General features: G+C 58.2%; 27 protein-coding genes. 18 read left to right on the forward strand and 9 right to left on the reverse strand.

What is annotated here, in order from left to right:
• Positions 1-106 precede the first annotated feature (106 nt).
• Complete coding sequence (locus tag L861_RS01190) at positions 107-538, forward strand: carboxymuconolactone decarboxylase family protein (RefSeq protein ID WP_016414701.1); 432 nt, start codon at positions 107-109, stop codon at positions 536-538.
• 116 nt (positions 539-654) lie between these two features.
• On the opposite strand, the gene L861_RS01195 is transcribed toward L861_RS01190, so the two are convergent.
• Both L861_RS01195 and L861_RS01200 read right to left on the reverse strand, forming a co-directional pair.
• Complete coding sequence (locus L861_RS01195; RefSeq protein WP_016414702.1) at positions 655-1,950, reverse strand: SGNH/GDSL hydrolase family protein; 1,296 nt, start codon at positions 1,948-1,950, stop codon at positions 655-657.
• Positions 1,951-2,051: 101 nt separating this feature from the next.
• Entirely contained in the window at positions 2,052-3,272 is a 1,221-nt protein-coding gene (locus L861_RS01200) for an MFS transporter (RefSeq protein WP_016414703.1), read from the reverse strand.
• A 175-nt stretch (positions 3,273-3,447) separates the two neighbouring features.
• Here L861_RS01200 and L861_RS01205 point away from each other — a divergent pair, with 175 nt between their 5' ends.
• From L861_RS01205 to L861_RS01250, 10 genes are all read left to right on the forward strand, one after another.
• The gene (locus tag L861_RS01205) at positions 3,448-4,356 is read left to right on the forward strand and encodes a LysR family transcriptional regulator (protein WP_016414704.1); all 909 of its coding nucleotides are present in this window, start codon (positions 3,448-3,450) and stop codon (positions 4,354-4,356) included.
• A 101-nt stretch (positions 4,357-4,457) separates the two neighbouring features.
• On the forward strand, positions 4,458-5,111 hold the full coding sequence (locus L861_RS01210) for a glutathione S-transferase family protein (protein ID WP_016414705.1): 654 nt from the start codon (positions 4,458-4,460) through the stop codon (positions 5,109-5,111).
• Positions 5,112-5,131: 20 nt separating this feature from the next.
• A complete protein-coding gene (locus L861_RS01215; RefSeq protein WP_016414706.1) occupies positions 5,132-6,136 on the forward strand; it encodes a M20/M25/M40 family metallo-hydrolase in 1,005 nt (334 codons plus the stop codon).
• 46 nt (positions 6,137-6,182) lie between these two features.
• Positions 6,183-6,797 carry a LysE family translocator gene (locus L861_RS01220; protein WP_016414707.1) on the forward strand — a complete coding sequence of 205 codons (615 nt, stop codon included), beginning with the start codon at positions 6,183-6,185 and terminating at the stop codon, positions 6,795-6,797.
• A gap of 335 nt (positions 6,798-7,132) precedes the next feature.
• Positions 7,133-7,654: a hypothetical protein gene (locus tag L861_RS01225; RefSeq protein WP_016414708.1), complete on the forward strand. Its 522-nt coding sequence runs from the start codon at positions 7,133-7,135 to the stop codon at positions 7,652-7,654.
• 3 nt (positions 7,655-7,657) lie between these two features.
• The gene (locus L861_RS01230; protein ID WP_016414709.1) at positions 7,658-8,347 is read left to right on the forward strand and encodes a class I SAM-dependent methyltransferase; all 690 of its coding nucleotides are present in this window, start codon (positions 7,658-7,660) and stop codon (positions 8,345-8,347) included.
• A 251-nt stretch (positions 8,348-8,598) separates the two neighbouring features.
• Positions 8,599-9,279: a type VI secretion system tip protein VgrG gene (gene vgrG / locus L861_RS01235; RefSeq protein ID WP_016414710.1), complete on the forward strand. Its 681-nt coding sequence runs from the start codon at positions 8,599-8,601 to the stop codon at positions 9,277-9,279.
• Positions 9,280-9,346: 67 nt separating this feature from the next.
• Positions 9,347-9,766 (forward strand): DUF6795 domain-containing protein, encoded by a 420-nt coding sequence (locus L861_RS01240; RefSeq protein WP_144062931.1) that lies wholly within the window; start codon positions 9,347-9,349, stop codon positions 9,764-9,766.
• A gap of 189 nt (positions 9,767-9,955) precedes the next feature.
• Positions 9,956-10,702: an SDR family oxidoreductase gene (locus tag L861_RS01245; protein WP_016414712.1), complete on the forward strand. Its 747-nt coding sequence runs from the start codon at positions 9,956-9,958 to the stop codon at positions 10,700-10,702.
• Between the two features lie 145 nt (positions 10,703-10,847).
• Entirely contained in the window at positions 10,848-12,569 is a 1,722-nt protein-coding gene (locus L861_RS01250) for a methyl-accepting chemotaxis protein (RefSeq protein WP_016414713.1), read from the forward strand.
• A gap of 49 nt (positions 12,570-12,618) precedes the next feature.
• Here the strand turns inward: L861_RS01250 and L861_RS25205 are convergent, their stop codons facing one another.
• The 3 genes from L861_RS25205 to L861_RS01265 are packed head-to-tail and all read right to left on the reverse strand — an operon-like array spanning position 12,619 to position 17,175.
• Positions 12,619-13,497, reverse strand: coding sequence for a diguanylate cyclase domain-containing protein (locus tag L861_RS25205; RefSeq protein ID WP_016414714.1), 879 nt, complete (start codon positions 13,495-13,497; stop codon positions 12,619-12,621).
• Between the two features lie 47 nt (positions 13,498-13,544).
• Positions 13,545-15,902: an ATP-binding protein gene (locus L861_RS01260; RefSeq protein ID WP_016414715.1), complete on the reverse strand. Its 2,358-nt coding sequence runs from the start codon at positions 15,900-15,902 to the stop codon at positions 13,545-13,547.
• Between the two features lie 4 nt (positions 15,903-15,906).
• Complete coding sequence (locus tag L861_RS01265) at positions 15,907-17,175, reverse strand: ABC transporter substrate-binding protein (protein WP_016414716.1); 1,269 nt, start codon at positions 17,173-17,175, stop codon at positions 15,907-15,909.
• 194 nt (positions 17,176-17,369) lie between these two features.
• Here L861_RS01265 and L861_RS01270 point away from each other — a divergent pair, with 194 nt between their 5' ends.
• On the forward strand, positions 17,370-17,723 hold the full coding sequence (locus L861_RS01270; protein WP_016414717.1) for a DUF1428 domain-containing protein: 354 nt from the start codon (positions 17,370-17,372) through the stop codon (positions 17,721-17,723).
• Between the two features lie 145 nt (positions 17,724-17,868).
• Here the strand turns inward: L861_RS01270 and L861_RS23895 are convergent, their stop codons facing one another.
• Both L861_RS23895 and L861_RS24875 read right to left on the reverse strand, forming a co-directional pair.
• Positions 17,869-18,516, reverse strand: a complete 648-nt coding sequence (locus tag L861_RS23895; RefSeq protein ID WP_016414718.1) for a hypothetical protein — start codon at positions 18,514-18,516, stop codon at positions 17,869-17,871.
• Between the two features lie 357 nt (positions 18,517-18,873).
• The gene (locus tag L861_RS24875) at positions 18,874-19,071 is read right to left on the reverse strand and encodes a serine hydrolase (RefSeq protein WP_236617033.1); all 198 of its coding nucleotides are present in this window, start codon (positions 19,069-19,071) and stop codon (positions 18,874-18,876) included.
• A 345-nt stretch (positions 19,072-19,416) separates the two neighbouring features.
• On the opposite strand from L861_RS24875, the gene trxC reads away from it, so the two are divergent.
• The gene (gene trxC, locus L861_RS01280; protein WP_016414721.1) at positions 19,417-19,854 is read left to right on the forward strand and encodes a thioredoxin TrxC; all 438 of its coding nucleotides are present in this window, start codon (positions 19,417-19,419) and stop codon (positions 19,852-19,854) included.
• 18 nt (positions 19,855-19,872) lie between these two features.
• Here trxC and fabF read toward each other — a convergent pair whose 3' ends face one another.
• Complete coding sequence (fabF, locus tag L861_RS01285; RefSeq protein WP_016414722.1) at positions 19,873-21,138, reverse strand: beta-ketoacyl-ACP synthase II; 1,266 nt, start codon at positions 21,136-21,138, stop codon at positions 19,873-19,875.
• Between the two features lie 147 nt (positions 21,139-21,285).
• Between fabF and L861_RS01290 the strand changes: the two genes are divergently transcribed.
• Together L861_RS01290 and L861_RS01295 are read left to right on the forward strand one after the other, a co-directional pair.
• Positions 21,286-21,942, forward strand: coding sequence for a TetR/AcrR family transcriptional regulator (locus L861_RS01290; protein ID WP_027947806.1), 657 nt, complete (start codon positions 21,286-21,288; stop codon positions 21,940-21,942).
• A 46-nt stretch (positions 21,943-21,988) separates the two neighbouring features.
• Entirely contained in the window at positions 21,989-23,044 is a 1,056-nt protein-coding gene (locus L861_RS01295; RefSeq protein ID WP_027947805.1) for a proline racemase family protein, read from the forward strand.
• 51 nt (positions 23,045-23,095) lie between these two features.
• On the opposite strand, the gene L861_RS01300 is transcribed toward L861_RS01295, so the two are convergent.
• Positions 23,096-23,587: a DUF2938 domain-containing protein gene (locus tag L861_RS01300; protein WP_016414725.1), complete on the reverse strand. Its 492-nt coding sequence runs from the start codon at positions 23,585-23,587 to the stop codon at positions 23,096-23,098.
• A 76-nt stretch (positions 23,588-23,663) separates the two neighbouring features.
• On the opposite strand from L861_RS01300, the gene L861_RS01305 reads away from it, so the two are divergent.
• The 3 genes from L861_RS01305 (at position 23,664) to L861_RS01320 (ending at position 26,512) form a co-directional block, all read left to right on the forward strand.
• Complete coding sequence (locus tag L861_RS01305; protein ID WP_016414726.1) at positions 23,664-24,098, forward strand: helix-turn-helix domain-containing protein; 435 nt, start codon at positions 23,664-23,666, stop codon at positions 24,096-24,098.
• A gap of 472 nt (positions 24,099-24,570) precedes the next feature.
• Positions 24,571-25,254, forward strand: coding sequence for a response regulator transcription factor (locus L861_RS01315; RefSeq protein ID WP_016414728.1), 684 nt, complete (start codon positions 24,571-24,573; stop codon positions 25,252-25,254).
• On the forward strand, positions 25,244-26,512 hold the full coding sequence (locus tag L861_RS01320) for a sensor histidine kinase (protein WP_016414729.1): 1,269 nt from the start codon (positions 25,244-25,246) through the stop codon (positions 26,510-26,512). Before L861_RS01315 ends, L861_RS01320 begins: the two co-directional genes overlap by 11 nt.
• Positions 26,513-26,568 lie beyond the last annotated feature (56 nt).

The following is a 26,568-nucleotide window of genomic DNA, read 5'->3' on the forward strand; positions in this document are numbered from 1 at the left end:
TATTCACCATTCTTGTACCTATGGACTGGGTCATAACCTGCTTAGAGTACCTGCATGTATTCAAGAGAGCACTAACCGTGCAACGACTCGATGCTGGAGAATATCGATGAGTAACCTTCGCCTTCCCTATGCCGAATTGTCTCCCGAGGCGTATAAAAACCTGATCGGTGTGATGCGCAGCCTGGAAGATAGCCGCCTTGGTACGCGCTTGATCGATCTGATCTATCTGCGTATTTCGCAGATCAACGGCTGCTCCTTCTGCCTGCAGAAGCATGCGGATTCCCTGCGTAAGCACGGAGAGGAACAGCATAAATTGGACAGTCTCGCCGCCTGGCAGGTGAGCGATCTATACAGTCCACGCGAACGCGCTGCGCTGGCGTGGGCCGACTCCGTGACTCGCATCGCCGAGACTCAAGCGCCCGATGAGGTATTCGATGCGCTCAGGAACCACTTCAGCGAGGCGGAAATCGCCGACCTGACCTTTGCGGTGGCGTTGATGAACGCCATGAACAGGATGGCGATTTCCATGCGCCTGTAAGGGAAAGTGGGAAATAGCCATCTGACGGTCATATATGGACGGAAGCTGGGCTGCCTTCACTCCGGTGGCTGGTAGCGCTTGCCCGGCGTGAAGCCGGGCAAGGCGAATGAAGGCGCTTACTGCTGGGTGCCGAACAATGCATCGATATCGACGGCTTCCGCCATCGCTTCATAGCCTTCGTCGCTGGGGTGAAGATGGTCGCCTGAATCGTAGTCGGGGTGCAATCGTGTTGGCTGTTCGGGGTCACGGGTCACCGTATCGAAGTCGATCACGGCATCGAACTCGCCACTGGTGCGTATCCATTCATTGACCGTCTGGCGGAGTTGCTCTTTTTCCGCGTTGTAGTAACCCCGCATCGGCGTATCGCGCAAGGCGCCTTCGAAAGGAGTCAGGGTCGCCCCAATGATGCGCACGTCATGAATATGCGCCCGTGCGATCAACTGTCGGTAAGCGGCGATCAGGTCATCCGCGGTGGGCAAATCTTCAGCGGGCTTCAGGGGTGTTTGCGGCCAGCCGATGTCGTTGATCCCCATCAGCACGATCACGCTCTCCACCTCTGGCTGACTCAGCACGTCTCGCTCGAAGCGAGCCAGCGCATTCTCGCCCATGCGGCTGTGCAGCAGGCGGGCTCCGGAAATGCCCGCGTTGAGTACGGCGACGTTGTCATTGGTCAGGCGGCGGGCGAGGAAATCCGGCCAGCGGTGGTTGGCGTTCAGTGTTGACGCATTGCCGTCGGTGATCGAGTCACCGAAGGCCACCACAGCACGGCTATCCTCGACAGCGTCGACCAGAATGCCACTCAGAAACAAGCGTATGTCGAGCGTCGCTTGCGGCGTCAGCGTGGTGGCGCCGACCTGGTTTCCTGTACCGACATAGGCTGTCTGTAAGCCATCCCAGTGGAATGTCGCGGGCGGTGTCGGCTCGGGCAGATACAGGCTGACTGCGAGCTGGTCCAACGCTTCAACGGAAAGCTTCACCGGGTCGCTGACCACACGGGCACCGGGCGGAATCGAAATCTGCCGTTGTCCCGAGAAGGTGAGGGCCGTTCCTGACTCGGGGTGTATGGCCGAGTCGGAATCGGCGCGTGCAAGATGGGCAGCACCGATGACGAGTGGCTGTGAACCGTAGGCGTTGGACAGGGCAATGCGCACACGTTCGCCGCCAATGCTTACACGTGCCACTTGTCGAATGGTCTGGTCCCACAGTTGAAACGGCGTGTTCGTCGGTAGTGGGAAGTCACCTTCCCAACGCGGTTGGGGGCTGGCGATCCAGGTAGCGATCCAGTTGCCATTATCGTTAGCCCTGGCTTCCGCCATTGGCATGGCGAGCATCGTCGACACTGCGAGCGCGGTAAGAAGCCATGTCGGTAGCCAATAAAGCACTCGTCGTAACGGCGTTTCGTTTCCATACATGAGGTTGGTCTCCATGAAGGTTCGAGGGCCAGAGCAAGCTCAAGTGTCACTCTGGCGGAGTATTACCATGCCGACATCGGCGTATCGCCGATGTCGAAAATTTAGCACTTGGAGGAGTGAGCGACGGCCTCGATGTCTGCCATGGCATGAGATGGCTGTTGGGCCAGACGTAGACCGAGAAGCGCTGTGGCCGTGGCTGCCAGCGGCACCAGTGCTGCTATCCAGGGCAGATCACCCAGGCCCAGACCGTGGTCGAGAGTGAAACCACCCAGCCAGGCGCCAATGGCATTGCCTAGATTGAAAGCGCCGATGTTGAAGCTGGAAGCCAGGCTCTGGCCGGCACCTTCGGCTTTCGACAGTACCCACATCTGCAGTGGTGGCACGGTGGCGAAAGCGGCCGCACCGAGCAAACCGACGAAGACGATGGCAAGGATTCGGTCGTGAATGGCGAAGGCCATCAGGCCCATCACAGCGGCAAGAATCAGCAAGGTACCCAACACCGCTCTCGCAAGATGCCTGTCGGCTAAGCGGCCACCGATCAGGTTTCCGGCTACCAACCCCGCACCGAACACCAGCAGGATGGGAGACACAGCGGATTCCGCAAAACCGCTGACCTGAGTCAAGATGGGAGCGATGTAGGTGAACACCGTGAAGGTACCGCCGAAACCAAGTACTGTGGTCAGCAATCCGATCAACACCGGCCCCCGAGCCAATACGCGCAGATCGTTGCGCCAATCGCTGACTTCAGGCGCTGCTTGATCGCGTGGCACGTAGCGACCCAGTACCACCAAGGCGAGCACGCCAACGACGGTTACCGCCCAGAAGGTGGCACGCCAACCCAACGCCTGGCCAAGCCAGGTGCCGAAAGGCACGCCTAGGATGTTGGCGACGGTAAGCCCGGTGAACATGATGGCGATGGCCGAAGCCTTCTTGTCAGGTGCCACCAGCCCGGTGGCGACGATCGAACCAACACCGAAAAAGGTACCGTGGGCGAAGGCGGTGATGACCCGTGCCACCATCAACGTTCCATAGTTCGGCGCCAGGGCGCAGGCCGCGTTGCCGAGCGTGAAGATCACCATCAAGGCCAGCAGTGCCGTCTTGCGAGGCCAGCGTCCGGTCAATACCGTCATCACCGGTGCGCCGACCACCACCCCTAGTGCATAACCGGAGATCAGCAACCCGGCAGCCGGTATCGACACTCCGAGATCGAGGCTCACCTCGAGCAAAATGCCCATGATCACGAATTCGGTCACACCAATGCCGAAGGCGCCGGCGGTCAGGGCATACAAGCCGGCGGGTATCGAAGCGAATGCCGGTTTCATCGATTCACCTCCGCTAGCCTGCGGATCATGGCGACCCATGTGTACGATGTCGTGTCAATGACTGACGTCATCGGAGACTCCTGTTTTCCGTGCATGAATGGCACGCATTGTGGACTCTCGACGTGTTGCGGATAATTGGCCTAACTTATAAAACTCTTTCAATGAAAATTTGAAAATGACCAATCTCAACGATCTTCGCGTATTCGTCGAAGCTGCTCGTCTCGGTTCCTTGAGTGCCGCTGCGCGCCGTCTCGGGCGTACACCGGCGGCGGCAAGCGCCAGCCTGAAACGGCTGGAAGCGGAACTCGGCATACGTTTGGTCGAACGCAATACCCGAACACTGCGACTGACACCGGAAGGCATGCTGTACCGAGAACGTGTCGCTCCCGGCCTGGCCCTACTGGACGAAGCGCGTCATGCGATCCACGATGAGTGCGACGATGTCGGTGGTGATATCCGATTGACTGCGCCAATGGATTTCGCGCGACTGTGGCTGCGTCCGCTGATGAATGAATTCCAGCAGCGACACCCTCAGATCCAGTTCACCTTGTTAGCCGGGGATGAAGTACGCGATCTGGTCTCGGAACCGTTGGATCTGGCAATCCGTTTCGGCGAACTTCCGGATTCGGCGCTGGTTGCCAGGAAGCTGCTCGACAATCGCCGCCTGGTGGTCGGTGCACCGGCCTATTTCGAGAAACATGGCCGACCACGACGGCCGGAGGATCTTCTGGCACACAACTGTCTGGTGTACATGAGCGGTGGCATGGCCTATCGACGTTGGCCGTTCCAGCGAGGTCACGAAACCGTGGTAGTGGAGATCCATGGCGACCGCATCAGCAATGACGGTAGCCTGGTGCGCGAGTGGGCATTGGATGGGGTCGGTCTAGCCTTCAAAAGCGAGCTCGATGTACGTGCCGATCTGGCTGCTGGTCGTCTCGAACCGGCATTCAAGGAATGGCAAGGCATGTCCCTGCCACTGAACGTGGTGTTTCCCGGTACCGGCCCACGTCCGGTGCGTGTACGGCGTTTCGTGGAATTTCTTCGTGCACGATTACGTGAAGGAGAGGAAAAGTCACGGGCATAGATGTCTCGCCTTGGTCGATTTGCTTCTTTCTCGGACGACCAGCAAAGGCAGCCCTATCGATTTCTCGATGGGGGCAACGAATCAGGGAGTCAGAGATAACCATGAAACTGTATGCCCACCCGTTTTCTTCATACTGTCAGAAGGCGCTGATCGCGCTATACGAGAATGACCTTCCCTTCGAGTTTCGCATGCTCGAGCCGGGCGACGAACACGTGATGGCGGAGCTCGAGGCGTTGTGGCCAATCAAGCGCTTCCCCGTGCTCGTGGACGAAGGCCGTACGGTGATGGAGGCGAGCATCATCATCGAATACTTGGCACTTCATCATCCTGGACCGGTGAAGTTGATTCCCGAAGATGCACGTGCTGCGCTCGACGTACGTCTCATGGACCGTTTTTTCGACAATTACATCTCTACGCCGCAGCAGAAGATCGTGATCGACAGTATTCGTAAGGCGGAAAATCGCGACCGCCAAGGGGTCGCCGAAGCGCGTAACATGCTCGATACCGCCTACCGGTGGCTCGACGGTGTGATGAAGGAGCGCGAGTGGGCGGCCGGCGACACCTTCAGTCTTGCCGATTGCGCTGCTGCGCCCGACTTGTTCTACGCTGACTGGACGCATCCGATTGGCGAGGAATTCCCTAACGTCCGAGCCTATCGGCAGCGCTTGCTCGAACGGCCCTCCTTCGCGCGTGCCGTGGATGAGGCGCGGCCTTATCGTCACCTTTTCCCGCTCGGTGCCCCCGACCGCGACTGAGCATAAAGAGGGTGGCTGGGATGAGGAAACGGCTTATCGGATGGGGAGTGGCAGGTGTCCTTGGCCTCATCGTGGGAGGACTGGGGGCAGGCTATATGGTCATGTTCCATATGCCGGGTAAATCCTACCGAGAGGTTGCGCCGCCCTTGGATGCCGAAAAGACGGCCTTGCGCAATCGTCTGCGAGGGCACGTACGCATGTTGGCTCACCAGATTGGCGAGCGTCATTACTGGCAGTCCGAGCGCATGCATGAGGCGGCCGCCTACATCGACCAAGTGTTGCGAGAGGCTGGATATGAGCCATTCAGGCAAACCATCGCGACCCAAGACGAGATGTTCGCCAACGTCGGGGTGAGGCTACCGGGAAGGAGTCTACAGAACGAAGCGCTGGTTATCGGTGCCCATTACGATACGGTACGGGGTAGCCCGGGTGCCGACGACAACGCCTCTGGCGTAGCCGTATTGCTCGAACTGGCGCGATTACTGCGAGAAAGGAAGCCTGATCGGACTATCCACCTGGTTGCCTTCGCCAACGAAGAAATGCCTTTCTTCGCCAGTGACGCGATGGGCAGCTTGAACTATGCGCGCCAGTTGCAGATGAATGATGAGAAGCTCCTGGGAATGATCTCTCTGGAGATGCTTGGCTATTACGTCGACGATCCCGGTACCCAGTTCTATCCTCCCTTCCTTGAGCACTTTTATCCGGATACCGGTAACTTCTTGGCATTCGTAGGCAACGTGACCTCACGCCGTCTGGTACGGCAGGTCATCGGGGCATTTCGCCACTATGCTGAATTTCCCTCGGAAGGGATGGCGGCTCCAGAGCTGATCGGTGACATCCGACGTTCCGATCACTGGGCCTTCTGGCAGATGGGCTATCCGGCCATGATGCTGACCGATACCGCCAACTTTCGTAACCCCTACTATCACAGCTCCGATGATACCTACGAGAAGCTGGATTACGATGCCATGGCGCGTCTGACGGCGGCACTGGCCCAGGCCATGGAAGAGATGGCTAGGGAGTGAGGAGGGCGTCAACTATGTGACTGACGCAATGAATGGGAGCCCCTGTATGCTTGGCATCGAATTCTTGATTACTTCGCTGGTTGTGGTTCTGTTACCGGGGCCGGGTATGCTCTTCACGATATCCACGGGGCTGATGAGCAGCAAGCGCGCCAGTGTCTTTGCTGCGCTGGGGTGCACGGCGGGGATCGTTCCTCACTTGCTGGCCAGCGTCCTGGGGTTGGCCGCCATTCTGCATGCCAGTAGTGTCGCCTTCCAAATCATCAAGTATCTAGGGGTTGCCTACTTGGCCTACCTGGCATGGGTGATGTGGAAGGAGTCCGGGGCCATTGATTTTCATCATGAGTCACGCGACAAGAAGGTGTCGAAAGTCGCGGTAAGGGCATTCCTCACCAATATCTTGAATCCAAAATTATCGATCTTCTTCCTGGCGTTCCTTCCGCAATTCGTTCCCCATAATGCGGAATCCTCGATCGCTTATATGTTGCTGTTGAGTGCCGTGTTCATGCTCATGACGTTAGCTGTCTTCATCGCTTATGGGGTATGTGCCAATGGCGTGCGTACCTATCTTTTGAATTCGCCGGGGGTGATCAAGTGGATTCAGCGGACGTTCTCAGGCGTGTTCGTGGCGTTGGGAGCGAAACTGGCCATGGCCGAGCGGTAGGAAGACGGCACCTTTTGTCAGTCACGGGTTTGCCAAGGCATTTCTGAGGTGTCCGTGCCACACCCAACATTAGTCGTCCGATGGTGGGGCTCTTTCCATGCCGGCCATGAAAACTGGTACAAAAGGTCCATGGAAACTGGTACAAAAGATCGATGATAGCGTTGGCCTTCCCTTTAACGATGGACCAAGGAGGGACTAACGTGGATGGATAGTGGATGAATAAATATGCTGATTTTCTCCCCAGGACAGACCTCGCACTGCTCAAACTCGTCAGTTCCCTTCTAAGATTTCATTAGCCGCTAACATAAGAATGCCTTCAACGGGAGGGCAGGGGCATGAAAAAACATCAGCTAACGCAGGGTCTGACGAAAACCACCACCATAATGGCATGCTTAGGAGCGTTCATCTCATCGGCGGCTGCAGAGCCGATCAAGATCGAAGCCGCCGTGAGTCCAACAGAGCAGATACGCCACGAGTTTGCCGATGACAGTAATCGGATTGTCCAGATGGTGAAGCGCGAGGGCGAAGCGACCGGCAGTGGCCCGCTCGCGCAAACGGCTGTCACGGAATACGGCTTTCACGACGTTGTGCCTGGTATGAACGGTGATGCCACCGGTTATCTGGTGTTCACGACGTCGGAGAATGACGTGGCTTACGTGAAGTGGCTATTGCGCGCCGTCTTCGTTCCGGGCGCAGATGACAAGCCAATGTTGCTCGACAATGGAGTATGGGAAGTGGTCGGTGGCAGCGGAAAATTCGAGGGGCTCGAAGGTGCCGGCATCATTCATATCGAATTCGTGTCGCAGACCGACCGTAGTTTCATTTTGGAGGGCGAAATGGTCTCGGCACAGGAATAGCCCATGAACCCAAGCAGTGAAGAGAAGATAGTCGAGTCGTGGAGCAAGAATGCGTCTCCATGGGTCACCGCTGTCCGTGGCGAACGGATCGAGAGTCGTAAGCTGGCGACAAATAACGCAATCGTCGACGCCGTCTTGAGTCGTTCCGCCCACTCCGTTCTCGATATTGGCTGCGGTGAAGGATGGCTTGTCCGAGAACTCACGGCCAGAGCGATGCACGTGGTGGGGGTAGATGCCGTTCCGAGTCCGATCGAATACGCTCAAGATACGGGGGGCGGGAGTTTTCACGTAGTTTCTTACGAGGAGATTGCCAGCGGTGTACTCGAAAGTTCGTTCGATGTCGCTGTCTGCAATTTTTCGCTACTTGGCAAAACGTCAGTCGAAGAATTGTTCAATGCTGCACCCTCGTTGTTGAATCCGCGAGGGGCGTTAATAGTGCAAACGCTTCACCCGGTGACAGCGTGCGGTGATTTACCCTACCAGGATGGCTGGAGAGAGGGCTCATGGGACGGCTTTCATTCTGATTTCACCGACCCGGCCCCTTGGTATTTCAGAACCTTGGAGAGTTGGGTGTCATTGTTCCGAAATAGTGGGTTTCGGCTGTTCGAGATGCGCGAGCCTTTACACCCAAAAACTCAGAAGCCCGCTTCCGTTATCTTCATTGCAGAGTTGGCGGCTGACAAAGGATGTTAGCCGAGGCAGTGGCCAACGGATGCTCGATAATCGTACCGGTATCCAACAGCTTGTTGCCATGTGCCGACATGAACCACGTATCGGGTGGTAGGGCAAGCGATGTAAGCGAAAACCGCCATCCTCTTGTCGTCAATCTCTTACAAAAATCGTGGTCGATTTCCTACATGCCAACTCTTGTTCCGGGGCAGTGTATTCGATACGTTTATTAGTAATTCTAATAATTCTCATTATTTTCTGCAGGGACGCAGCATATGGCCAATCCCCCGGGTCTTCAGTTCACCCTCTCCATGGACGGTGCCGAGGAAGGCACAGACTTGGCGGTCATCGATTTCACCCTCGACGACTCGTTGTCCAAGCCGTTCACGTTGTCCGTCAACTTTGCCAGTCACCAGGACGATCTTGATCCTGCGGTTTTCCTGGACCGTGAAGCGGGTTTGATCGTCTGGCAGGATGGTCAGGTTCGGCGCCGGGTCAATGGTGTGGTCAGTGAGTTTGCTTGTGGCGACACCGATCATCGGCGGACCTTCTACGATGTAGTGATTCGTCCCGACTTGTGGCGGCTCGGGTTGAACCGGAGTTGGCGTATCTTTCAGAATGCGACACTACCAACAATCATTCAGCAGCTGTGCGAAGAGAACGGCCTCATCGACGTGACGCTTGGCATTACGCGAGAGCTGCCGGAGCGCGAATATGTCGTGCAATGTTGTGAATCGGATCTAGCCCTCATCGAACGCCTGGCCGCCGAGGAAGGGGTTTTCTACTTTCACCAATTCGATGACGGCAGTCACGAGCTGGTCTTTACTGATGCCTTGCAATTTTTGCCGACACTTGGCGAGAGAGCCTACCACTCGCGAGCCGGTGGCATACCGCCCCAGCGCGATCTGTGCAACCAGGTGCTGACCACCTTCGCTGAAGGCGATCTGTTGGAATGAAATTCACCTTAAAATGAAACTTTTAATATTGGTAATAGCGCTTTCACTGTCTAGCGTGGTAATCGCCATGTCTTTCTTTGATGTGGGGAAAGCTTACGTTTTTTCTCCAACCAGAATCACGATTACCCTGAATAAAGAACCTTTGAAAAATGCCAAAGTCATTCGGCGCTGGAATTGGAATGATGAGGGTGAAGATCACGCTTTTACAAATGATGACGGTGTCATAGAGCTGCCGGAGGTTAGACGAAGGGGAATAACGCAATTCATTCCAGCCGAGTTTGTTGCTACTCAGCAGATAGTGGTAGTGATAGACGGCAAGGAAGAACGAGTATGGTTATACTCAAAGCGTGAACCAGGCGAGAATGCAGAACTCGGTGGAAAACCGCTAGTCCTCAACTGTGAATTAAGTAATGAAGAGAAGATGTATCGAGATTTTGGGTCGCCCTTGTTGACCAAATGCACATGGGGTGAAGAAGGAGTCAGTTAAGTCTTCTTCATTCCGCAAAACTGAACGGTGGATATATTCATCGTGGCCTTCGGATCACGCGAAGACGTACGGCCTTAGCTAGCCCTAAGAAAGGGCTGCAAGATATGGCAGTCGATGCAGGCAACGAGTGGTACGGTATGAAGCATTGGTGTCAATCATGAGAACGTCGGGCCGATACGGAGGCGCAGCATGAATCAGGTCATGGTGATTACCGGCGCAAGCCGAGGAATCGGGGCGGCGACGGCGCGGTTAGCGGCAGCTAGAGGATACACGGTTTGTATCAATTACCGTTCTAACAGCCAGGCTGCCGAGGCTATCGTCGATGAGATCACCGCTTCCGGTGGCCGGGCGATCGCTGTGGCCGGCGATGTCAGTATCGAGGCCGATGTCATGCGTCTTTTTGAAACGGCTGAGCGACAGTTGGGTGCCATTGGTGCTTTGGTCAACAACGCAGGTATTCTCGAGCGCCAGGGCCGGGTCGAGACGATCGACGCCCAGCGGCTGGCTCGGATATTCGGGGTCAATGTGACGGGCAGTTTCCTGTGCGCGCGTGAAGCGATCCGCCGGATGTCGACCAAGCACGGCGGGGCAGGTGGGGCGATCGTCAATGTGTCGTCGATGGCGGCGCGTCTTGGTGCGCCGAACGAATATGTTGACTATGCGGCCGCCAAGGGCGCGATCGATACCTTCACCATCGGGCTGGCCAAGGAGGTTGCCGACGAGGGCATCCGCGTCAATGCCGTGCGTCCGGGCATCATCGATACCGATATCCACGCCAGTGGCGGCGAACCTGACCGAATCGAGCGCTTGAAAGATTTAGTACCGATGAAGCATGGCGGCCGCCCGGAGGAAGTCGCCAACGCTATCCTGTGGTTGTTGTCGGATGAAGCCTCCTATTCGACAGGAACATTTATCGATATCTGTGGCGGTCGTTAGACCTTTGGGACAGTGACCGGTCGGCGATGAAGGCCTCAGTGGACTAAAACAGTCGATTTTCGGGCAATGCCTCAATATCTCAGCCTCTCTGCCGATAGTCATGAAAAACATACTCTCTAAAAAAACTTGTCACAGGGGCTGTTCGATGAAAAACCTATCCATCAAGTGGAGCCTGACAGCTGCCTTGGTCGTACTGGTGCTGATGATCGGCTTGATCAGCGGTCTGGGGTTTTATGCCACCACCGCTGGTGAAGCGGCCTTGCACGACCTGGCGGAGACCAACGTCAAGCTCTCCAACCTGGCCAACCGTACCCAGGTGAACGTACTGCGGGCACAGACGTTTCTGGACCGCTACGCCAGCCTCAGCACCCAGGGTAATCCCGACAAGGGGCGCGAGAATCAGCAGATGGCAGTGGCGGCCGTGGAAGCGGCGCAGCAGCGCTTTGATGAGTTCCAGCAAATTCCCATCGAGCCGACAGATCCCCGGGCCCCTTATATCGAGGCCATCACTAAGGCATACGAGGCCTATGTCAACGAGGGCTTGATGCCGCTACTGGATGCCATGCCGTTCCAGGTGCAGCGTGGTCAGGAGAACCTGGCCGAATTGGGGGTCGAGCTCGATAACGCCATGGGAGCCTTCGTTACCTACAGCGAACAGCGGGGCGACGCTGCCATCGCAGAGGTCGAGAGCCTGGATCGGCGTGTGGCGATGATAACCGTCGGTCTGCTGGTCGTGGCGCTCATCGCCGCATTCCTCATTCGCATGGCGATGATGCGAGTGGTGGTGGCCCCGCTGCGGGAAGCGGTTACCCATTTCGAGCGTATCGCCGATGGCGACCTGACCGCGCGTATAGAAGAGCGCGGTCGTAATGAGATCGGCCAACTCTACAGCGCGCTCGGACGTATGCAGGAGAAGCTCAAGACGCTGGTGATCTCGTTGCGCGACAGTAGCGATAGCGTATTCATCGGCGCCGGTGAGATAGCCTCGGGCAGCCAGGATCTCTCCTCGCGCACCGAACAGCAGGCTTCCGCTCTGCAAGAAACCGCTTCCAGCATGGAGCAAATGGCATCCACCGTAAGCAATAATACCGATACGGCCATCGAGGCCGACCAGCTTTCCGCCTCAGCCTCGAAGACCGCTGAGGCCGGTGGCCAGGAGGTCGAGCGAACCGTGCAACTGATGCGCGAGATCGCCGAGAGCGCGAAACGTGTCAACGATATCATCGGTGTGATCGACTCCATTGCCTTCCAGACCAACATCCTGGCGCTCAATGCCTCTGTCGAGGCGGCCCGGGCAGGGGAGCAGGGGCGCGGTTTTGCTGTAGTGGCCAGTGAAGTGCGCTCCCTGGCCAGCCGCAGTGCGGAATCGGCCAAGGAGATCCGCAGCTTGATCGAGGCTACCACGGCCCGGATCACCAACGGTGCCGAACAGGCCGAGCGCAGTGGACAGACGATCAGTGAAACCGTTGATTCCATCCGTCAGGTCAGCGCCCTGATGGGGGAGATCTCCACCGCCACGCGGGAACAGAACAGCGGCATCGAGCAAATCAATACCGCACTGACCGAAATGGACTCGGTGACCCAGCAGAACGCTTCCCTGGTGCAGCAGACCAGCGCTGCCGCCGCGTCGCTCGAAGAGCAGGCCCAGCGCCTTGCCGCGCTGATCGCCACCTTCCGTGTCGATGACCAGGCCGCTTCGGTGACAGCACAGCTTACTCGCCAAGCCAAAGACCGGCGCAAGGAGCAATCTGAAAATGTGGCGGAGAGTGAAGTGAGAGGGAATCAGCCCATGAAGCTCGTTTCGTCCAAGTCGGAGAAAAACCTTTCGCACAGTACCGCCGATACTGACGACTGGAGTGAGTTCTAGCCCATCGTGGATGAGTCGTCCTGCTTGGGGTGTCGCCGGCGCGGGGCTATTAGAGCATGATCCTGTTACGGCCCGTGGCCTTGGCCAAGTACAGTTGCTTATCGGCGAGGTCGATCAACTCGTGGGCCCCTCCGATATCCTCGGGTACCAGATTGGCCCCTCCGACACTGATACTCAGGTGAGGGACCACGGTCGATACAGGGTGCTCGATGCCGAGATCACGTACTGCCGCACGCATGGTTTCAGCCAATCGGCTCATCCCCTGGCGATCGGTTTGCGGAAGCAGGGCGGCAAACTCTTCGCCACCATAGCGGGCCACCAGATCGTCATTGCGTTGCAGGCAGCGATGCAAGGTCCGGGCGACCTTACGCAGCACCTCGTCACCGGCAAGATGGCCGAAATGATCGTTGAATGCCTTGAACTCGTCCACATCGACCAGCAGAAGCCCCAGAGGTTGCTTTCGGCTCCGAAGGTGCCTCCATTCCCACTTGAGCTGGTGATCGAACGTGCGGCGGTTGGCAATCCCTGTCAGCCCATCCAGTCGAGACCACAATGCCAATTGCCTGCGCTGGCGCTCCATTAGCAGATGGTTGCGAACCCTGGCCCGGAGGATGGGGGGTGAAAACGGCTTGCGGATGTAGTCCATGGCGCCCAGGTTCAAGCCTTCCTCTTCATCCTGGGCGTCACCCAGTGCGGTGAGAAAGATAATCGGAATGTCTTGGGTGAGAGGCTCTTCCTTGAGCTTTCGGCAAAGCTCGAAACCGTTCATCCCCGGAAGGCACACATCCAATAGAATCAGGTCGGGAAGCTCCGCCAAGGCCAACTCCCAAGCCTGTTCGGCATCTGCTGCCGGGATCAGGGTACAGAGATCTTCCAGTTCAATCGCTGCCAGTTCCCTGTTCAGCTCCACATCCTCGACAAGAAGCACCTTCTGACGCCTCTCCGGATCGGTGAACCTTCTGTGCCAGGTAGATATCAAGCCGGTCCCTCGCTTTCCGTTTCAAGATAGGCGCCAAAGGTTTTCTCGAGCACGTCCAGCGCCTCGGCTACCAGGTCGGAAATGTGCAAGGCGAGGCGAATGGCTTCCTCCGGGTCACCGTCGTGTAATGCCAGGTTGATCCGGGTTGCCTGCTCGGCAAGACGCCTCATCCCTGCGTGGCCGGCGGTGCCGATGATATCGTGAGACAGCTGGCGCATTGGCTCGGTCTGTGCTTCCTGCGCCAGGCGATAAACCTCTTCTGACCGTTGACGGCAGTCACTCACTAGCATGGAAAGTACTCGTGTAAAGCGCTCTGCCGGTATCCGCTGTTGCAGCTTCGACAGCGGCTGGGGATCGAGCACCGTTAGCGTGTCTGGCGCCGAGGGCTGGATATTAGGCACGATGGTGTTACCGCCGACCAGGCAGTTCACCAGCACCTGCCATAACTGTCGTTCATCGATGGGTTTGGCCACATGGCCATTCATGCCGACCGCCCGACACTGTGCGATATCCCTGGCGCTCGAATTGGCCGAGACTGCAATGATCGGTAACTGCTTGAAGCGCGCCTGCTGTCGGATCCGGCGGCAGGTTTCCATTCCATCGAGCTCCGGCATCATCAGATCGAGCAGCACAGCGTCAAAGGCGCCATCTTCCCTCTCTGCCAATTTGTTCAGGGCGTCTATACCATCGACCGCCGTTTCGACTTCCAGTCCGCCTTCCTGCAATAACTCGGCAGCGAGCAGGCGGTTCACTTCGGTATCGTCGACTAGCAGGATGCGCATCCCGGTCAGTTGCCTGGGATTGACATGTGCCTGCTTGCTTACCGGCCATTCCGAGGCAGAGGCGAAATCGACTCGAACCCGGAACCAGAACACGCTGCCCTCGCCAGGAACGCTTCTGACACCCACGCTTCCCTCCATTAACTCAGCAAGGCTACGGGAGATAGCCAGCCCTAGCCCTGTTCCTCCAAACTTGCGCGTGGTGGAAGCATCGGCTTGTTCGAAGGGAGTGAACAATCTTTCCTGATCTTCCGTCCGTATGCCGATCCCTTGATCGATCACCTCACCGTATAACCATGGCCCCCCGGAAGCCGACTGCTCGACCACCAAGCGGACCCTGATCTCGCCGTTGTCACTGAACTTGATCGCATTGTGGGTGTAGTTCAGGAGGATTTGGTTGATTCGCAAGGGGTCGCCCAGCAACCTGGGCGTGTCTGCGTCGATTTCGCAGACCAAGTCGAGCTTCTTCTCCTTGGCTTTTTCCTCCAGCATCTCTCCCATCTCTTTCAGTAGAGGGCTTGGCTCGAAGGGAATCCTTTCGATCTTGAGATGCCCGCTATCGATGCGGGTGAAGTCGAGAATGTCGTTGATGATACCCAGCAGGTGCTCGCCGGCATGGACGATCCTCACCATGCGCTCTCGCTGCCGCGGTTCGAGCGGGTGTTTTAGCGACAGCCGAGCAAGCCCGAGAATGGCATTCATCGGGGTGCGGACCTCATGGCTCATGGTCGCCAGGAAGGCTGCCTTCGCCTTGGCGGCTTCCGCCGCTAGCTCAAGGCGTTCAGCGTGTTGCAGGGTGTCGCGAAACACTTCCATCGTTTGGGCCATCTGCCCGACTTCATCGTCCCTGTCGGTATAGTCAATGCGCCCCTGATACTGGCGATGGGTCAAGCGGCCCATCACCTGAGTCAGTTGGACGATTGGCCGTGAGATATGGATCAGGGAGAGGTAGGCGGCCAGACCAATCACCCCGACCAGAGCGAACCCGAACGCCAGGGAAGTATTGATCAGGGTGGTCCGGGTGGTCGAGCCCAGGTGGGTCGAGGTGGTCTGATAATTGTCTACCGTGCGACCATGCATGGCCGCGATGTCATCCTTCAAGGCGTTCAGGGCAGGGTCGAACTCTTGATGGATGATATTGAGTGCTCTGTCTCCCCGCCAGCGAGCCGCCCATTCCACGATCTCGGCAGCGAGGGCGAACACCTGGGTCTGTTGATCCATTATCCGTTCGAAAGCCTGGTCCTGACCGCTCAGCAGCGGGCGAGCCTCGGATACGATGCTGATGAATCGCGCCTGATGCGCATCCAGCACCTCTTGTACGGCTCGCATCTTGTCGGCTTCCTGCTCGGTAAGCACGGCGAAGACCAGACGGCTGGCATCGCTGAGCTCTAGGGCCGCATCGTTGATCAGCATGGAGGCCTGAGCATCATTGTCGATCAATGCCCGATAGTCTCTATCCACTTCGTAGAGGTTGCGCAGCGAGTAGAGGGTGATCACGACCGCCAGCGCACCCAAGAGGCCAACCAGAAAGACGATCTTGATGGTCAACGAAAGGTTGATGAAGAAACGTGGCATGGCGTCAGCTTCCTGCTGAATGCTTCATTATTGTCTCTCTTAGACGATATACGGCCTCTTCATCATCGATTCGGCCATAAAGGTGATCGCTAATCACCCGATAAATGGAGGTTTTCACTTCCGGTGGGTTGGCATTGCCCATCGCAATGGAGCCCATCAGAGTCCGGCGCATATTAGTGCTGCGCATGTTGCTGATGGCCTGCCTGCCACAGAGGTTGAAGTCATCCCTTGGCACATCGACCCTGGCGGGGGCCGCACCGCTGGAGATGTTCACGTCGCGCTGCAAATCGATGCTCATCAGGGTGTGTACGAATTCCCGGCGGGTCTCGTCATTGCCGGGGCCATCCTTGAACAGCATGTACTGGTCACTGTTGAAGAGGAACATTCCTTGAGTATCAGGGAAGCGGAAGCAGGCATAATCCTGACCCGGGATATAGCCGTGATAGGAAAACTCACCATCCACCCAACTGCCCTGTACCTGCAGCAGGGCATCACCGGAAAGGACGAGCTGTGTAGCCTCATTCCAGGTTCGCCCAGAGAAGTCTTCATCCAGGTATTCCCGTAGCTGGCTCATTCTCCGGAAAATCGTCAGCAGCAGTTCCTCGTCCAGTGCCGTTGGATCGAGTTCCAGAAAGGCCTTGCGGTAAAATTCAGCACCGCCGGCACCGGCTGCCACGGCCTCGAACAGCAGCGTATGCTCCCAGGCCTCTTGCCCTATGGCAAGCGGGACGATATCCATTTTGCGCGCCTCTTCGAGCATGGAAAGCAAGTCTTCCCAAGTGTCGGGGGCAACGCCTCCCAAGCGACGAAAGAGATTGCCATTGAACCAAAGCCAGTTCGTCGAATGGGTATTGATAGGGGCGGCATACCAGTGGCCATCGTATTTCGATAAGGACTGAATGCCATAGGGCACCACCTCATCCCACTCCTGCTCCCTGGCAATGTCATCCAGGTTGACCAGTTCACCTCTGCTTGCCCAATAATGGATGTCATAACCGATGACCTGGGACGCCATGGGTGGCTCGCCGGCTTCAACGGCTGCCTTTAAAACATCGCCAAAGCGAGCGGTGCCGCTCCCGGCAATGGCACGATCCCGCCAATGAATGCCACGCGCTTCGATATAGCGCTGGATCACCTCGATGCTGGCGTGTTCTCCATCGGATACCCACCAGTGGAATACCGTGACGTCCTCCTGGCGATCCGCCATGACAAGAGGGCAAGCCAGGGACATTAGTAGCCCAATGAGTACGGCACGACGATATGTGGCCTTCATTTTGTAGTTAACGTCCCATCAGCGAGTCACTCGGCGTCAGTATATGAGAACCTTCTCAAGACGTCGTCAACGCAGCTAGGTCGTTGCCGTGAACGGCTCATCCTGTGTCGATTTTCCTGGTGCTGGCACGACTAGGTAGTACCCGCCGATGAAGGCTGTGCGGGTCTATACCGGAGAACATAGGAGCAAAGCTCATGACTTACGTGGATGGATTCGTTGCTGCCGTACCCACCGCCAACCGAGAGAAGTACATCAAGCACGCCAGCGACGCCGTGGCCGTGTTCAAGGAGTACGGCGCGTTGAAGGTTGTGGAGTGCTGGGGGGATGACGTGCCGGAGGGTGAGGTCACCTCCTTCCCCATGGCAGTGAAGCGTCAGCCGGACGAGGCCGTGGTCTTCGGCTGGATCATCTGGCCCTCCCGTGAGGTGCGTGACCAGGCCATGGCCAAGGCCATGGAGGATCCGCGTATGCAGCCCGACGTCAACCCCATGCCCTTCGATGGTAAGCGGCTGATATACGGCGGCTTCGACGTTATTCTGGACGAGTAGCCTTGGGGCTTGCCGAAAAGCTGGCGAATGCCGCCAGCTTTTCGGTCCACCCCTGGATCCAACGCAGGTCGGCGGTGAAGAGCGCCGTGAACCGGCGCCACACCATATCTCTGCCCAGTCTGCGAGGAAGGCGTGCAGATCCGCTTTAGCGGACCTCACCGGATACGTCGCCTTCGCCCTCGGCACTGACCTCGGCTTCCTCCTCCTCCAGGTCTTCCTCGAGTTGTTCCTCGGTTTCCTCGGTATCGTCTCTCAGGCGATCACGGTTCTCTTCGAGGCGATCCTGTGCAGGCTCGGCTGCGCGCTCAATGGCCCGATCCAGGCCCGGGGCGCGCGTCTTGGTGTCAACCTTAGCATCCTCCTCGGTCTCTGCATCTACTTCGGCATCCATGTCGGTCTCGGTGTCTGTGTCTGTATCGGTCTCGGTGTCTGTGTCTGTGTCTGTATCGGTGTCTGTGTCGGTCTCGGTGTCTGTACCGGCTTCGGTATCAGCGTCAGCATCAACACCGGCGTCAGCATCAGCACTGGCATCGGCATCAGCACCGGCATCAGCACCGGCATCAGCACTGGCATCGGCACCGGCATCAGCCCCCGCATCGGCATCGGCTCCTGCATCGGCACCGGCATCACCACCGTCACTGTCTTGAGCCAACAGTAGTTGGGAGTTACTGGCCGTTCCCATCATGGGCGTGGCAGAAAAGCTACCACTCTGCAAGTCATCCGCCTGGGCAGCCGTAGCGCCCAGACCTGAGAAAATCAGCGCCATACTGGCGGCGAGTGTCTTGAGTTTCATAGCGCCTCCTTGTACCCCAGTCTCCCTGGGGCGGATCTCCATCAGAGATGGCTTTGCCGGCTCTTCCATGAGCCACTCGTCGTAACGAGACTAGCTCCTGTCTCTTACCAAGCAATAACCGTGCCGTGGGAGTGAAAGGGCATGAAATCAACAAGATATTAAAGAGCAGTGTTTTCCGTTCGAGTCGTTCTGCATGGAAATCCGCTGTGTCCGTTGCCACGAAGCGACAGAAAGCGGCGCCTTCCGGTGGCTGCGCTCCTCCTCGCTCAGGCTTCTCTGGAACTTCAGGGGACATGTTGCATTTTGTCCCACTCTTGCCGGGACCTTCTCGGTCGTCCCGGACCTAATCAAGTGCCGTCATATGGCGTGGGCGGCGAGGGTGGCCGTGAAGGTCTTGCTGACTGAGCCGATCTCGAACAGCGTGTCCTCGCTGACTGGCTGGCCGCTTCCCTTGGAGGCAATGCCATAGTTGAAATAATACCGATTGCCATCGGGCGTTACTGCCATGCCCGGAATGGCATGCTCTTGAATGACAGGTTGGATGGCAGCGTTCACGATAGCCTTGATACTATTCTGAACGTCATCCGCGACAGCAGGGGTGCCAGTACCGAAGAGCAGGGCGGAAACGCTAAGGGTACCCAGTCTGCGATATGCATCATTGAGAATTTCCTATCGATGTCAAATGGATAGAAATGCCTTTCCGTGGAGTCAGCTCTGGAAGATCACGTTTCTCTCTTGAAACAGCCAGGCTGGATTAGGCAAGGCAAATCTATGCCACCCGCCTTATACTCGACAAACGACGATATTTCGCATGAGCCATTAGAAAAAATTGCAGGTCGTCATGTACCTGACATGAGGGGGCGTGGCGCTGTCTTTATCAATGCTCATCCGGAGCTATTCATGAGTGATACCTATACCCTTGGTTGTCCCCACTGCCAGGCGATCAACCGGATCAGCCGGGGACGGCTGGGCGATGGCCCCAAGTGCGGTAAGTGCAAGCAGCCATTGCTGGCCGCCGAGCCATTGGAATTGACCGCGACCAACTTCACTGCGCTGGTAGGCCGCAGCACGCTTCCGGTGGTGGTGGACTTCTGGGCGAGCTGGTGCGGCCCATGCAAGATGATGGCGCCAATCTTTGCCGAGGTGGCGGGCGAGCTGTCCACGCGGATGCGCTTCGCCAAGCTGGATACCGAAGCCGAGCCGGCCCTTGCCGGACGTTTCGGCATTCGCAGTATTCCTACCCTGATCGTGTTTCGCGGCGGTGAAGAGGTGGCCCGTCAGCCGGGTCTGTTGCAAGGCCCGCAACTGCGCCAGTGGCTCAAGCCGTACCTGGTCTGATCCCTCAATCCACTGCCGCTATACCTTGCTGATGATCAGGGCGGCATTCACCCCACCGAAGCCGAAGCCATTGCACAGCACATGCTGGGTGGGCTGTTGGCGTGCCGCCCCAGAGACGAAGTCCAGATCCTGCATGTCGTCGTCGGCATTTTCCAGGTTCAGGGTCGGAGGCAGCCAGTCGTTTATCACCGCCAGAGCGGAGAAAATACTTTCCACGCCGCCGGCGGCACCGAGCAGATGGCCGGTGGCCGATTTGGTGGCGGAGATCGGGATACCGGAGAGTGCATCGCCGAATACGTTGCGCAAGGCGGCGATCTCGGCACGGTCACCGACTGGAGTCGAAGTGGCGTGAGCATTGATGTGGCTGATCGCTTCGAGAGGAAGCGCTGCCATCTTCAGCGCTGCGCGGATGGCCGCTGCGGCACCGGCACCGTCTTCCGGGCCGGCGGTGATGTGGTAGGCATCGGCACTGGTGCCATAGCCACTGATGATGGCCAGGGGAGTTGCCCCGCGTGCCTCGGCGTGGTCTAAACTCTCGATCACCATCAGCCCCGCGCCTTCTCCCATGACGAAGCCATTGCGTGCCCGGTCGAAGGGTCGCGAAGCCTTGCTGGGGTCTTCCTGCTCGGTGGAGAGCGCCTTCATAGCGTGGAAGCTGGCTAGCGATAGTGGATCAATACAGGCCTCGGCGCCGCCCACCACGGCCACGTCGGCCTCGCCACTGCGTATCAGGCGCATGCCATCACCAATGGCCTGGACGCCTGCCGCGCAGGCGGTAACCGGACACCCTAGCGGTCCCCGGAAGCCATAACGAATCGAGAGGTTGCTCGCGGCCAGATTGGCCAGGAAGGCTGGCACGGTGAAGGGAGAGAGGCGGCGATGGCCGCGCGTTGTCAGGGTGTTCTGTGCCTGGGTGATGGTGGGGAGGCCACCGATACCAGAGCCCACGATGGTGGCAGTGGCCTGTCGGTCCGCGTCGCGTGACGGGAACCAGTCGGCCTGGGTCAGTGCCTCTTCGGCAGCGGCCATGGCGTAGAGACTGAAGAGCTCCAGTTTGCGACGCTCCTTGGCGTCGGCCACGCGGTCCGGGTCGAGGCCGGCTTCGGGATCGTCGGTGATGCCGGGAACCGAGCCCGCGACCTTGATCGGCAGGTCGCCGGTATCGAATCGGGTGATCGGGCCAATGCCGGAGTGGCCGGCCAGCAGACGTCCCCAGCCTGTCTTGACGCCGCAACCGAGGGGGCTGATCATTCCCATGCCGGTGATGACGAGCGGTGATTGCATGGTGCCTCCTGAAGTCCTGGGAATGTGGCCAAGCTAGCACCGGGCTAGATATGATCAAGATAATATTCAGCGTGGGAAATGCTGAACAAATCGACGAGCGATTCACTCGCGCAGGCATTCGTGCAGTGTTTCCTGGACGAGGTGACCATGCCCTACTCAACAGCCCACAAGGCGGAATCCCGGGAGCGCATCCTCAAGTCCGCCATCGAGTTGTTCAGTCGCCAAGGCTTTGAAAAGGTCTCCATTGGGCAGATCATGAAGTTGGCCAAGATGACCCACGGCGCCTTCTATGCGCATTTCGCGTCGAAGGAAGCGCTCTATCACGAGTCGGTGCGGAAGACGTTGGAGGGCAGCCGAGCGGCACGGCTGGTCAAGGGACCCTTGTCGGTGAAGCACCTGACGGATCTGGTGGCCAACTACTGGAATCTCCAGGAGTTGGAACGCAAGCGAAAGCCGGGCCCGGAAACAGTGCTGTTCAATGAGATCGGTAACGAGAATGCCGAGATCCGCACGTTGTTCGAAGCTTCCTACCTGCGCATGAGAAAGATGCTGGAAACCCGGCTCATCGCACTGGGGCGCTTGAAGAAATTGCCCATCGAACCCGATCGCGAGGTCATCGCCGAAAAGTCTCGCGCCATCCTCGCCTCGCTGGTCGGCGCCGTAGCCATCGCCAAGAGCCTGCCCGATGAGAAGGAGCGTCAGCAAATTCTCAAGGCTGCCCAACGTCAGATCTTGCAGATGCTAGGGGTCGGCGAAAGCGAGCTGGAAAGAATGCTGCGTGCGGCGGGGCAGAATAGTGGGTGAGCATCAGCCTGTTTGCATCCACACTCTCACCGCCGACGACCTGGCCATGATGAATGCCCTAGCTGCCGACCACCGCATTCTCACTCTCATCGATGCCCATGCTGGTGGCGATCTCGGTCGTGTCGTCATGGACGGCGTGGGAAACTTGCCGAAGGGCAGTGTGGCGGAGCGCGCGCTTTTCCTGCGGGAGCAAGCCGACGGGTTGCGCCGTCTTCTCATTCGGGAGCCCTATGGCGATCCCTCCCATTGCATCAATTTGGTTGTTCCGCCTGCGAGTCCGGAGGCGGATGCCGGGCTGATCATCATGGGGACGATGGGTTATCCGGATTTTTCCGGTTCCAATGCCATGTGCACCGTCGCTGCCCTGGTCAAGGCCGGGTGGCTGGCCCTGAAGGATGGGCAGAGCGACTTGTCGCTCGAGACTCCCGGAGGGGTCACCCGGCTGAATGTTTCTCATCATGCGGGGGAACTGGAAACGGTCTCCTATGATGCGCTGCCCGGTTTCGTGGCGGCGGAAGGGTGCTGGGCGGACGTCGAGGGCTGGGGAAGAGTGCGTTACAGCCTCGTCTATGGCGGTGTCTTTTATGCTGTTGTGTCCGCGACGGATGTGGGGCTCGATCCGGCGCGGACGCCGACTCCGACATTGACGCAATTCTTCAGCGACTTTCTTCGCGTTGCCGCACGCCAAAAGCTCCATCATCCGGTTATAGGCGCCATGCCGCCGCTTTCATTGGCGCTCCTTGCCAATCCGTTGGAGACGGACCTCACGGGTGTACCGGTTGCGCGGGTAGCGGTCTATATGGAGCCACATGTCATTTGCCGTGGCCCGACCGGAACGGGAACGACCGCTCTTCTGGCTTGGCTGGCGTGCCGCGGAGAAATCGCCCCCGGCTCGACGATCCGAACGATCTCTCCATTCGGCAACGAGTTTTCAGGAACCCTTAGCGCTACGAATATCGCGGTCGGTGGTCACCCGGCTGTCGGGACGCGTATTACCGGTAAGCCGCACCTTTTATCACCCGGTCGCATTGTCATCGATCTTGGCGATCCGCATGTCGACAGGCGAGAGCTTGAGCCGATTCTCGTTCATGGCGAGGACTAACCCCGCTCGCAGCATTAAGACCGTGTAATGCCTTGCCTCAGAACCACGCATTCAGGGCGTGTAAAAGAAGCTGGTCATCCAGCCCGCTGCATACAGACCGAGGCCGAAAATCCCGTGTGTGATAAGACTCTGGAGCCGTGCAACGGCAGGGCGTGGCGTGCGGCTGGCGGCAATTCCCGCACCCATTCCCGGCTGCATAACCAGGAAGGGGGCTGCCACGGTGCCAATACCCACGATTAGCGCAGGCCAGATCGTTGGATGGCGGACCCAAGTAAGGCCCCAGATACCGAGCAGTATGGTCGCAAACGCAATGCCGATCAGGTAATGGAGAGTCCACCCGATCAGGCGCTCGCCGCGTATAGGTGGCGTGGTCGCGATAGCGTCATGGCGAAAACGTCCACGCGCCAGATACGCGAACCAACGGCCGACCAGCCCATAATCCAGCGAAGGAATGCCGAACAGGCGCTTCCGGGCGATTGCCCAGAGATCCATCACCGCTGTCGCGCCCACCCCGATGAGAAGAACACATACCAGGTAGTTCATAACCGTCTCCAGTTTCTTGCGTTCAAGTCGCGCAAATCGCATAGTGCTACTTCAAGTCAACTTGAAGTCAAGAGTTATGCATTCCTTGGATATTGGTGAGGTCGTACAGCAGTCCGGCGTACCTGCCTCGACGTTACGTTTTTATGAAGAGAAGGGCTTGATTGCTTCTGTAGGCAGGCGGGGTCTGCGCCGCTTGTTCGATCCCAGCGTCCTGGAACGATTGGCGCTGATCGCGCTGGGGCGCTCAGCCGGTTTCTCGCTCGATGAAATCGCTAGCATGTTTGGCCCCGACGGGCGCCCGCAGATTGACCGGCAAACGCTCGCGGCCAAGGCGGATGAGCTGGAAGCGACGATCCGTAAGCTGACAGCCATGCGCGATGGCCTGCGACATGCCGCCGATTGTCCCGCGCCGAGCCATATGGAATGCCCCACGTTCCGCCGTCTGCTGAAACTCGCCGGGGCCGGGGCGATAGGTGTATCAGGCAAGAAGTCATCGTCAAGACAACGGTAGCGGCGATTGCCGTGTTAGCCGTGCTGACAGGCGACGGGAGGCCTCGCCGCTACGTATTGCACAAGTTCGAACAGGAACGCAGCCAGTGAAAACAGCGTGACTGAGTATGATGTACATCCGTCGCCTACCCGCAGCGCCATTTTCAATGCGGGCAAGACCAGCCGCATCAATGTTGCGCACTTCATGGCTGATCTGATCACGGACGCCGAGACATGGAGCAGATGGAAGGGGCGGATGCCCGTGATCTACAACAAGGGATTTTCCTAGCCTGCGACCAATCGCTGCTTTGCATCCAACGTTGCATCTGCTTACTCTTGACCGCCGAGGTCGCGAAGACGGCCGTGAATAACAAATGCATGGGTACGAACGGACTACCACAGGCAGATGGCAGGAACCATCGCGTCGTGCAGGGTAGGGCTGTGGGTAAGATCAGTGATGCCGAATACCGCATAGGCAGTTAGACGGACAACTCATGCATGTTCTGATTATTGAGGATAACCCGGATATCATCGCGAATCTGTACGGATATCTGGAACCCCTTGGCTATACGCTGGACGTGGCGCGCAATGGCAATGTAGGTGTTTCCTGCGCAACGGGCTCCTGCCATGATGCGATTGTCCTCGACCTCTCGCTGCCAGGTATGGATGGCGTGGAGGTATGCCAGACGCTCCGCCGGGACTATCGGCTGGCGACGCCGATCCTGATGCTGACCGCGCGTGACACCGTGCACGATAAGTTGACCGGATTCGAGGTCGGCGCTGACGACTACCTGGTCAAGCCCTATTCCCTCCCTGAGCTGGATGCGCGCCTGAAGGCGCTGGTACGCCGCTCGCGCAATGAGCATGTGCAATCGGTCCTGGCCTTTGGCGACCTTCGGCTGGATGCGAGCACCGGCCATGCCACACGCGCCGGACAGTCGCTCGACCTGACGCCGACGGGTTACAAGATTCTCACCGCGCTGATGCGTGCCGCCCCGAAGCTGATAACGCGCGAAGCGATCGAGCGCGAGATATGGGGCGACAACCCACCGGATAGCGATGCATTGCGCACCCATATCCATACGCTGCGTCAGGCGCTCGACAAGCCTTTCCCCCACCCAATGCTGCTGACCTTGCCAGGCACCGGTTATCGATTGACGGTGCCCAGTGAAACCTAGACTTTCGCTCAAAAAGCGCATCGCGCTCACCTACATCCTGCTGACCGTCGCAGTGGCCGGTGCCTTTAGCCTGGTTTCCTATGTCGCCGTGAAGGTTATTGAAGAACAAGTAATCGATGCACGACTCGCCAGGATAGCGGACAGGTTGATCGATGTTCATGAGTTGGGCTATATGCCGGATGCGCCACCGGATGTGCGCTTCCTGATCGACGCTGGCATTCCAGCCGAGTTGCGGCAATTGCCTGCCGGCTTCCACGAACTGAAACTCGGCGAACGGTGGGTTCATGCGTTGCTGCGTGACCACGGTACCAGTCGTTACGCCGTGGTGCAGGAGGTAGGCGAACTCGAGCATACGGAACTGGTCATCATCCTGGCTTTGGCACTCGGCTTTGCCGTTAGTGTCCTGCTCGCTGCCGTACTCGGCGTGTTGAGTGCTCGGCGCGTGATTGCACCGGTAGCGGCGCTTGCCGAGGCGGTCGAGCGTAACGCGGGTCCGGCTGAGCTGCCTTCCCTTTCTGCGCACGATGAAATTGGCTCCTTGGCGCGCGCCTTCGCCAAGCGCACCGACAAATTGCAGCAGTTCCTGCAGCGCGAGCGGCTGTTCACCGGCGACGTCAGCCATGAATTGCGCACGCCATTGACCATTATGCTAGGCGCGGCGGAAGTGCTGGCCGCGCAGCTGTCGGACCATCCGGTGCAATATGCGACTGCGGAACGCATCCGGCGCGTGGCTGCCGAAACCGCGCAACGCGTCAGTGCACTGCTCCTGCTCTCGCGTACCCCGGAATCTCTGGATTCGCCGCGCATCGTGCTCAACACCATCATCGAGTCGGAAATGGAACGCTGCCGGCCCCTGTTGTACGGCAAGCCGGTCCAATGCCGATTGGACTGGACTGAACAGGTATCGGCCGACGTACGCCCCGAATTGGCCGGGATCATGATCGGCAACTTGCTGCGTAATGCCTGCCAGCATACCGACCAAGGCATGATTCTTGTTCAGCTTACCGCTGGCCGGCTAGTGGTTGAAGATACCGGCACGGGTATTCCCCAAGTAGTACGCGAGCGGCTGTTCGAACGCTTCGTTCACGGCGACGACTGGTCGGCGCACGAGGGGACGGGCCTGGGCCTGTCGATAGTCAAACGCGTGGTCGACCATATCGGCTGGGACGTACGCCTGGAGATTCCGGAAGCCGGGGGAACCCGCTTCGTCCTGACGTTCCCTCAGTCCTCGTCATCCAATCCTCTTAACGCCTCTTAACGTTTTCTTGACGTCCATCGGTCTATCTTATCGATTCCATCGACAAGACCTCCAAG

The organism is Litchfieldella anticariensis FP35 = DSM 16096 (assembly GCF_000409775.1).
In the GTDB taxonomy this organism is placed as follows: Bacteria; Pseudomonadota; Gammaproteobacteria; order Pseudomonadales; family Halomonadaceae; genus Litchfieldella; species Litchfieldella anticariensis.